Raw genomic sequence first — 7953 nt, forward strand, 5'->3', positions numbered from 1 at the left:
CCGGGTGTCCACCAGAGCGGGAACGGTCCAGTAGAGGTTCTTGGACAGCTGCCACCCGACGACCATCCGCGAGTAGACGTCGATGATGAACGCCGCGTACACCCACCCGGCGTAGGTGCGGATGTAGGTGATGTCGGCTACCCATAGTTAATTTGGCCGCTCGGCGACGAACTTGCGTTCCACCAGGTCAGCGGGCCGCTCGGTCTCAGCCTTGGGCCGAGTGGTGCGCGGCGACTTGGCCCTCTGGACCCCCTTGAGTCTTTCAGCTCTCATGAGGCGTTCGACGGTGCAGCGGGCGACCTGGTGGCCGGCGCGTCCCATCTCCTTCCACATCTTGCGGGCGCCGTACACGTGGTAGTTCTCCTCGTACATCGTGGTGATCGCGGCCGTCAGTTCGGCGTCGCGAACCGACCGCGCTGAGGGCGGTCGGGTCTTGGCGGCGTAGTAGGACGAAGGCGCGATCGCGGCGCTGGTCTCGGACAGTGCGTCGCAGATCGGCTGGACACCGTGTTCGTCCTTGTGGCGGTCGATGAACTCAACCTTCAGCGCTGTGGACGGTCCAGCTCCGCGATGCTCCTATGTCAAGCCCCGCTCACGCCGCCGCCTGAATTGCAGGGATCGGAGTGCGTGGCGCTGCAGTTGGAGGCGGCGACGTGGCCTCGGCCACGGGCCGTGCTTCGTCGGCGCGCATCGCTGCGAACACCCGGTCCGATATCCGGCGGCGGAGCAGTCGCAATGCCTCGGTTCGGGTCTTGCCGGCGGCGATGAGCTTGTCGTAGTAGTCGGTGCCTTCGCCGCCGAGCCGCAGCTGGGTCACCGCGGCCATGTGCAGCGCGGTGTTGATGCGCCTGTTACCGCCCCGGGACAGCCTGACGCGGACCTTGTTGCCAGACCACACTGGGATCGGAGCCGTGCCGTTAAAACGGGCGAAGGCGTCTTTGGACTTGAACCGCCTGACCCCGGCAGTCTCGCCGATGATCATGGCCGCTCCGAGCACCCCAAGCCCCGGGACCTCAAGCAGGTGCTGATGATTCGCGCGCGCCAGCTTGCTCAGGCGGCTCTCGATCTCGTTGATCCGCCGGGTGAGCGATCGGATGTCCTCCAAGATGTCGCGGGCGATCTCCGGCACGACCCCGGTCAGGCCGTCCAGGTGGGTAATCAGCTCATCGAGAAGATGGTAACGACGCAGCGCCCGGGACGGTATCTGCAGGTCAGGGTCGATCTCGTGCAGGAACCAGCGGACCTTGGACTGCAATGCGGTACGGCGAGCGACCAGGCTGCGACGGTGGTCGGACAGTAGCTTGATCTCCCGCGCCGGCCCCGGCAACTCGGCCGTCGGTAGGTCACTTTCGCGCAGGGCAACGCGTGCCACGGCCTCTGCGTCGATCGGGTCGGACTTGCCGGGTTCGCGACCCGACCGGCGCATACCCGCCATCAGCCGGGTGTGGACTCGCACGACCTTGTGCCCGGCGTCGAGCAGGTCGGCTTCCAGGCGCCGGGTCAGGTGCCGGCAGTTCTCGATCGCAATGATCACCTCCTCGAACTGCTCGAGCCAGGTCATGATTTTCTGATGCCCGGCCGCCCGGGCCTCGACTGTGAGGACATCGATCCTCCTGCCGCCCTCGTCGCCAGCTACGAGCGTGTGCCAGTTCTTGTGGGCATCAATTCCGATGACAGTCACCGCGGGCCTCCTTCTGATCCGTTGCCGTACGTTCGGCACCGCCGACCGAGGTCGGGCACGCCTCAGTCGGGCAGGACGAGCGAGCAAGCTCCTATCAGGCCACGGCCTTGATCAGCGATGCACACCCGGTGGAGCGGCACATCGCGGACAAGCCACCTATGGCAGCGAAAAAACGAGCCAACCCCACCGGGCATCATCATTGTGGTACTGAAGCGAAAAAAGCCGACGCCTGCTTCAAGATCGTGTTCGCCCGCCGCAGCTCGCGGTTCTCCTTCTCCAGCTGGGCCAGGCGGGCGTCGCGATCAGCCGAGACCGACGAGGCGTCTTGGCCCTCGGCCTGGGCTTTACGGACCCAGGCCCGTAGTGCTTCGCGGTGCACGCCGAGCTGCTCAGCGACACGCACGATCGCACCGTGTGAGCGGTCGGGGTCGGCCAGTGCTTCCAACGCCATCCGCGTCGCTCGTTCGCGCAGCTCGTCCGGGTACTTGCGAGGTGCTCCCATGGTTCTGATGATCCCTTCCCGGGTAATCGATGTCTCCATCAAACCCGGGGCGATGCACGTCGATGCCGACGGCCAGCCGGCCGAGCTGCACTTGGTGATGGACAACTACGCCGCCCACAAGCACGCGAACGTCAAGGCCTGGCTGGCCGACAATCCACGGTTCACGGTCCACTTCACACCCACTCACGCCTCGTGGATGAACCTGGTGGAGGTCTGGTTCGGCATCGTCGAACGCCAGGCCATCCGCCGCGGGTTCTTCACCTCCGTCAAGGACCTCAACGCCAAGATCCGCACCTTCATCGACGGCTGGAACAACCGCTCCCACCCCTTCGTCTGGACGAAAACCGCCGACGAAGTCCTCGCGAAAGCCAACCGTAAGAAGACTTCAAATGCGGACTACCAGAGACGTGTTTAGGCGTGCTGGCGGACGGAGTGCTCGCCGAGCGAGCGAGTGCGCGTCGGGTACGGACTACTGTCCCATGACAGGTGTCGGGAGTGACCGGGCGATGATCTCCTTCATGATCTCGGTGGTGCCGGCGTAGATCTGACTGACCCGCAGGTCGGTCCATGCGCGCGCAATCGGATACTCCTCCATGTAGCCGTAGCCGCCGTGGAGTTGCAGGCAGGTGTCGGCGACTTGCTGAGCGCGTTCGGAGCTCCAGTACTTCGCCATCGCGGCGGTGGGGATGTCCAGTTCGCTCTTGACATGCAGGTCGAGACACTCGTCGATGAAGGCGCGGGTGACGCGGGCTTCGGTGGCGACCTCGGCGAGCTTGAACTTGGTGTTCTGGAATCCGAAGATCGGTTTGCCGAACGCCTCGCGCGTGAGTGTGTACTCGTGTGTCAGGTCCAGCATCAAGTCCATCGACGCGGCGCAACTGACGGCGACGATGAGCCGCTCCTGCGGGAGCTGCATCATGAGCTGGACGAAGCCCTGCCCCTCCTCGGTGCCGAGCAGATTGCTGGAAGGCACACGTACGTCATCGAAGAAGAGCTCGCAGGTGTCTTGCCCCTTGAGGCCGATCTTGTCGAGGACACGGCCGCGCCGAAATCCTTCGGAGCTGGTCGGCACGATGACCAGTGAGACGCCTGCAGCAGCCTGATCCGGGCTGGTCTTGCAGGCGACGAGCACCATGTCTGCGTGGTAGCCGTTGGTGATGAAGGTCTTGGCTCCGTTGATGACGTAGTCGTCGCCTTCTCGGACTGCCTTCGTCTTGATTCCCTGGAGGTCGGAACCGGTCCCCGGCTCGGTCATCGCAATGGCGGTCACGACCTCGCCGGAGGCCATCTTGGGCAGCCATTCGCGCTTCTGCTCCTCGGTGCCGTAGTGCAGCAGGTAGTGCGCCACGATGCCGCTGTGGAGTGCAGCCCCCCAGCTGCTGTCACCGATGCGGGCCTGCTCCTCGATAAGGATCGCCTCGTGGAAGAAGTTGCCGCCGCCCCCGCCGTACTCCTCGGGAACGGAGGCGCACAACAGGCCGAGCTCGCCGGCGCGGGTCCATAGTTCGCGGTCGACGCGCTTCTGTTCGATGAACCGCTCGATGTTGGGCTTGATCTCCCTCTCGCAGAACGTCCGGGCGAGTTGACGGAAGTCGTCGAGGTCCTGGTTCATCCAGGGTGAACGGCGGCTGGGCATGGGTCCTCCAAAGATTATGTGCCGGGTACAGGGTGTACCCGAAGGCTACGGGTACACCCTGTACCGCGCCAGTCCCTTTCGGGTTAGAATGTGCTGGTGGATCTTGCGAGGTGGGTGGACACGGCCGTGGTGCGCCGATCGACGGCGCACGAATCGCACCGGTCGGCACGACGAGAGCAGATAGTGGTGGCCGCGGCTCGTGCGATCGAGGAGTACGGTCCCGGCGTCGGTACTGCCCAGATCGCGGAACGGGCAGGCGTTGCGCGGCCTCACGTCTACCGGCACTTCGACAGCAAGGAAGACCTCGAACGAGAAGTGCTCCGATTCGCGGCTGATCAGCTCATCGACACCGTTCGTCCCGCCATGCGCGTGAGCGGTACAGCTCCCACCATCATCGAAGGCGTGATAGGCGCTGCCATCGGATGGGCTGCCGGTCATCCCAACCTGTATCGCTTCATGGCGGCGCGCCAGCAGAACAAGGAGACGCACCGGGCCAGGTTGGGGCGCACACGGTTCCTCGGGGAGGTGGTGTCCGCAGCCTCGGCATACATGCGCACATCCGAGGTACAGGTCGATCCCCCGGACGGCGTGATGGCGGGGTTGATGGGCATGGTCGACGCGGGGATCATCTGGTGGCTGGACCACCACGATGAGTCGAAGGAAGAGGTGACCACCCGGATCGCCCATCAAGTTTGGCTGATCATGCGTGATCTCGCCCAGAGCGTAGGGGTTGCTGTGGACAACGACCTTCTGTTGAGCGCGCGATGAGGGACCTCTCGCCCGGAATGGGCGCACCCCGAGCCCGTCGAAGCGGTCCCGCGTTGGAACGGCGACGCCCCGTGTGCGACCGGTGGCTGGAAGAGGTCGGTGACCTGGTGCGGCGGATGCCCGACGTCTGCATCTCGGCAGTGCCCGGCGAGCAGCCGGCCGGCTGGCCGCGCACGGCCGTAGCGCTCAAGACTGACGGTCTGGTCAACACCGCGGTGCGGCGATGACGCCGGCGCCGGGATCGCACCTTGAGGCGACCTTCTTCCTCGATCACGACCACGCTTCGGTACGCGACTTCACCCAGCACGTGATCGCCGGCGCGTCGAGCCCCCGAGAGAGAGCGTCCCTGCTCTTTGCTGCAGTGCGTGACCAAATCTGGTACGACCCCTACTCGGTCTCCGAGGATCCTGAGCATTACCGGGCGAGCCACGTCCTCCAGGCCGGCCGCGCCTACTGCGTGCCCAAGGCGGTGCTACTGGCCGCGGTTCTGCGGGCCGCGGGCATCCCTACCCGACTCGGCTTCGCCGATGTACGGAACCATCTGCAGACCGACACCTTACGAGCCGTCATGGGTGGAACGGATCTGTTCGTCTATCACGGCTATTGCAGCGTCTACATCGACGGACGATGGCTGAAGGCCACACCTGCCTTCAATGTCGAGTTATGCGAACGATTCGGCGTGCCACCGGTCGAATTCGAGGGACGGAGCGACGCGCTCATGCACGCCTTCACCTCCGACGGGACTCGGCACATGGAGTACGTACGAGACCACGGTAGCTTCGACGACCTCCCCCTGGGCCGCATTCTGTCTGCCCTCCACCAGGCCTACGGACCTATGGTCACCGCCGCTGCGGGGCCTGACGATGCCTTCACTCCTCCAGCTACCACCGGAGAGACCACTCCGGAAGGATCCGTGGACTCATAAGGGAGCACCTGGTGAGCCACTCCCGCCGGGCGCGGTCCTTCTTAGGGGCTGCGGAAGTGGTACTCAAGGGTGCTGGTGGGCGCGTCGGAAGTGGCTCGGTGAGCTGCCGGTCCATCCTTTGAAGGCATGCGAGAAGTTCGTGAGGTCGCTGTAGCCCAGTTCGGCGGCGACCTCACTGACAGACGTGGAGCGGTCGAGCAGCCGTATCCGGGCGCGGTCGAGCAGTGACTCCTGGAGGAGTTCGCGGAAGCTGGTTCCCTCCGCGGCGAGGCGGCGTTTCAGGGTACTCGAGGAGATCGAGAACTCATTCGCGACCGATTGGATGGTCCTCACCCCTGGCCCGTCGTCCAGCAGTGCCCGCACCCTGCGGGTGAAGTCCCGGCTGCCGCCCTGACGTTCGAGCGCCTGCTGGAGGCTGGTGACGGCGACGTCGTAGGCGACTGGGTCGGGGAAGCGGCAGGCCGCGTGTAGCGTCCGTTCAGGGATGTGCACATAGGACAGGGGGGCGTTGAAGATGAGCCGCGCCCCCGGCCAGGCTTCTCGAGCCCCGCTGCTTGGCTCCGGCCAGCGACTATGCATGGTCACCTCCGACGCGTCGTCGACCAGTCGGTCGACCAACCGCATGAGGGCGAGTCCGCAGTAGGTGACGGCGAGACAGTCCAGGTCGGGGTCTGCCGCGTTCCCGGTGAGCCGGATCGTCAGGTCGTCGCGCTGGGGATCGGACTGGGTGGTGACGGCCTCGGTGATCACGGGAAGATAGGTCAACAGCTGAACGACCTGGGCGACGGTTCCTGCGCTGACCAGCGGCACGCTCAACGGCCCGAAGGACGTGAGCTGGGCCTGTTCCGCGCAGGCGATCCCCAGCTTCGTTGCCTGCTCGGCATCGAGGTCCGGGTAGACCTCGCGAAACCACCGCAGCGGTGCCTGCTCCTGGGTCCGGATCAGAGACAGTTCCCCGGTTCCCTCGCGCGCCATGATGGCACGGAACTGCTCGGCACTGTCCGGATCGATCGCCGGACTGGCCAGCAGCTGCGCGAAGGCAAGCGCTGGGACGCCCGGCTCGCTTCTCTGCACAGCGCTCCTCACGTGACCCGATCTCACAGCAGGATGACACGATTCAACATGGTCATCGCCGATATCAACGACAATACTGGAGAAAATGTCGATGACGTAGTCAATAGTGAGGGAGTTGTAGATGACAGTCGTTACCTTCGTGTCATACGACGGGGAGAAGCACGAGGCGCCCATCGAGGAGGGCTGCTCGCTGATGCAGGTCGCCACGAACAACGCCATTCCGGGCATCGATGGTGACTGCGGCGGAGAGGCCGCATGCGGCACCTGCCACGTGATCGTCGATTCCGCCTGGGCCGCCAAGGTCGGCCCCTCCGGCCCGGAGGAGGAGGAGATGCTGTCGATGAACCCCGAGCGAGAGCCGACGTCGCGGCTGTCGTGCCAAGTCCAGGTCTCCCGGTCATGGGACGGCTTGACCGTGCAGTTGCCTGAATTCCAGATGTAACAGGAGGTGTTGACGAGATGAAGATCCCTGACGCAGTGAAGACGAAGGTCGACGCCGCCATACCCCTGGATCGCCAGGTCCAGGCCGCGCACCTCTACGACAAGAGCCGACGTTGGTTGACGGGCACGAACGGGCAGAAGATGTTCGTCGAACGCCCGATCCCGCCGGTCGAAGAACTCGCGCTCGAAGACATCGACCTCAGCAACCCCTTCCTGTACCGACAGGGGCAGTGGGCCCCCTACTTCGAGCGCCTGCGTAACGAGGCCCCGGTGCACTACCAGCCCAACAGTCCGTTCGGGCCGTTCTGGTCGGTGACGCGGCACGCCGACATCATCGCTGTGGACAAGAACCACGAGGCCTTCTCCGCCGAGCCCCTGATCGTCATCGGGGCGCCGCCGCGGTTCATGGACATCGCCATGTTCATCGCCATGGATCCGCCCAGGCACGACGTTCAACGGCGCGCCGTCCAAGGCGTGGTGGCTCCCAAGAACCTGCGCGAGATGGAGGGCCTCATCCGGGAGCGCGTCAGGGACGTCCTGGACAACCTGCCCGTCAACGAGCCTTTCGACTGGGTGAGGACGGTGTCGATCGAGCTCACCGCGCGCATGCTGGCGACCTTGCTGGACTTCCCCTACGAGCAGCGCCACAAGCTTGTCGAGTGGTCGGACCTGGCCACCTCCATGGAGCAGGCCAATGGAGGGCCCTCCGACAACGACGAGCTGTTCAAGGGCATGGTCGACATGGCGCGTGGACTCAGCGCACTGTGGCATGACAAGGCCGCCCGCCTGGCGGAGGGAGAAGAGCCGGGTTTCGACCTGATCACCATGTTGCAGAGCGACGAGGCCACCAAGGACCTGATCGACCGTCCGATGGAGTTCGCCGGCAACCTGATCCTGTTGATCGTCGGGGGCAACGACACGACCCG

10 protein-coding genes and 2 pseudogenes are annotated in these 7953 nt (G+C 64.9%); 6 read left to right on the forward strand and 6 right to left on the reverse strand.

The features are described 5' to 3' along the window. The 4 genes and pseudogenes from G6024_RS17110 to G6024_RS00180 form a co-directional block, all read right to left on the reverse strand. Positions 1-135: pseudogene (locus G6024_RS17110) on the reverse strand (DDE-type integrase/transposase/recombinase); the annotation flags it as partial. Positions 136-147: 12 nt separating this feature from the next. Then, positions 148-546 carry an IS3 family transposase gene (locus G6024_RS17005; RefSeq protein ID WP_308203081.1) on the reverse strand — a complete coding sequence of 133 codons (399 nt, stop codon included), beginning with the start codon at positions 544-546 and terminating at the stop codon, positions 148-150. Between the two features lie 46 nt (positions 547-592). Then, a complete protein-coding gene (locus tag G6024_RS00175; protein WP_159147549.1) occupies positions 593-1681 on the reverse strand; it encodes an IS110 family RNA-guided transposase in 1089 nt (362 codons plus the stop codon). 196 nt (positions 1682-1877) lie between these two features. Then, the gene (locus G6024_RS00180) at positions 1878-2183 is read right to left on the reverse strand and encodes a transposase (RefSeq protein ID WP_069389780.1); all 306 of its coding nucleotides are present in this window, start codon (positions 2181-2183) and stop codon (positions 1878-1880) included. Positions 2184-2262: 79 nt separating this feature from the next. Between G6024_RS00180 and G6024_RS00185 the strand changes: the two are divergent. Continuing rightward, positions 2263-2598: pseudogene (locus tag G6024_RS00185) on the forward strand (transposase); the annotation flags it as partial. Positions 2599-2652: 54 nt separating this feature from the next. Here the strand turns inward: G6024_RS00185 and G6024_RS00190 are convergent. After that, the gene (locus G6024_RS00190) at positions 2653-3819 is read right to left on the reverse strand and encodes an acyl-CoA dehydrogenase family protein (protein ID WP_069389782.1); all 1167 of its coding nucleotides are present in this window, start codon (positions 3817-3819) and stop codon (positions 2653-2655) included. Between the two features lie 96 nt (positions 3820-3915). Here G6024_RS00190 and G6024_RS00195 point away from each other — a divergent pair, with 96 nt between their 5' ends. The 3 genes from G6024_RS00195 to G6024_RS00205 are packed head-to-tail and all read left to right on the forward strand — an operon-like array spanning position 3916 to position 5512. Continuing rightward, complete coding sequence (locus G6024_RS00195; protein WP_235027696.1) at positions 3916-4587, forward strand: TetR/AcrR family transcriptional regulator; 672 nt, start codon at positions 3916-3918, stop codon at positions 4585-4587. A 17-nt stretch (positions 4588-4604) separates the two neighbouring features. Further along, positions 4605-4814, forward strand: a complete 210-nt coding sequence (locus tag G6024_RS00200) for a hypothetical protein (protein ID WP_141244302.1) — start codon at positions 4605-4607, stop codon at positions 4812-4814. Further along, complete coding sequence (locus G6024_RS00205) at positions 4811-5512, forward strand: transglutaminase-like domain-containing protein (protein WP_069389783.1); 702 nt, start codon at positions 4811-4813, stop codon at positions 5510-5512. Before G6024_RS00200 ends, G6024_RS00205 begins: the two co-directional genes overlap by 4 nt. A gap of 63 nt (positions 5513-5575) precedes the next feature. Here the strand turns inward: G6024_RS00205 and G6024_RS00210 are convergent, their stop codons facing one another. Beyond that, a complete protein-coding gene (locus tag G6024_RS00210; protein WP_069389784.1) occupies positions 5576-6586 on the reverse strand; it encodes an AraC family transcriptional regulator in 1011 nt (336 codons plus the stop codon). Between the two features lie 121 nt (positions 6587-6707). Here G6024_RS00210 and G6024_RS00215 point away from each other — a divergent pair, with 121 nt between their 5' ends. After that, positions 6708-7028 carry a 2Fe-2S iron-sulfur cluster-binding protein gene (locus G6024_RS00215; RefSeq protein ID WP_007628312.1) on the forward strand — a complete coding sequence of 107 codons (321 nt, stop codon included), beginning with the start codon at positions 6708-6710 and terminating at the stop codon, positions 7026-7028. A 17-nt stretch (positions 7029-7045) separates the two neighbouring features. Next, a partial coding sequence (locus G6024_RS00220; protein ID WP_159147550.1) for a cytochrome P450 family protein occupies positions 7046-7953 on the forward strand: 908 nt, incomplete at its 3' end.

The organism is Dietzia maris, from assembly GCF_014144855.1.
In the GTDB taxonomy this organism is placed as follows: Bacteria; Actinomycetota; Actinomycetes; order Mycobacteriales; family Mycobacteriaceae; genus Dietzia; species Dietzia kunjamensis.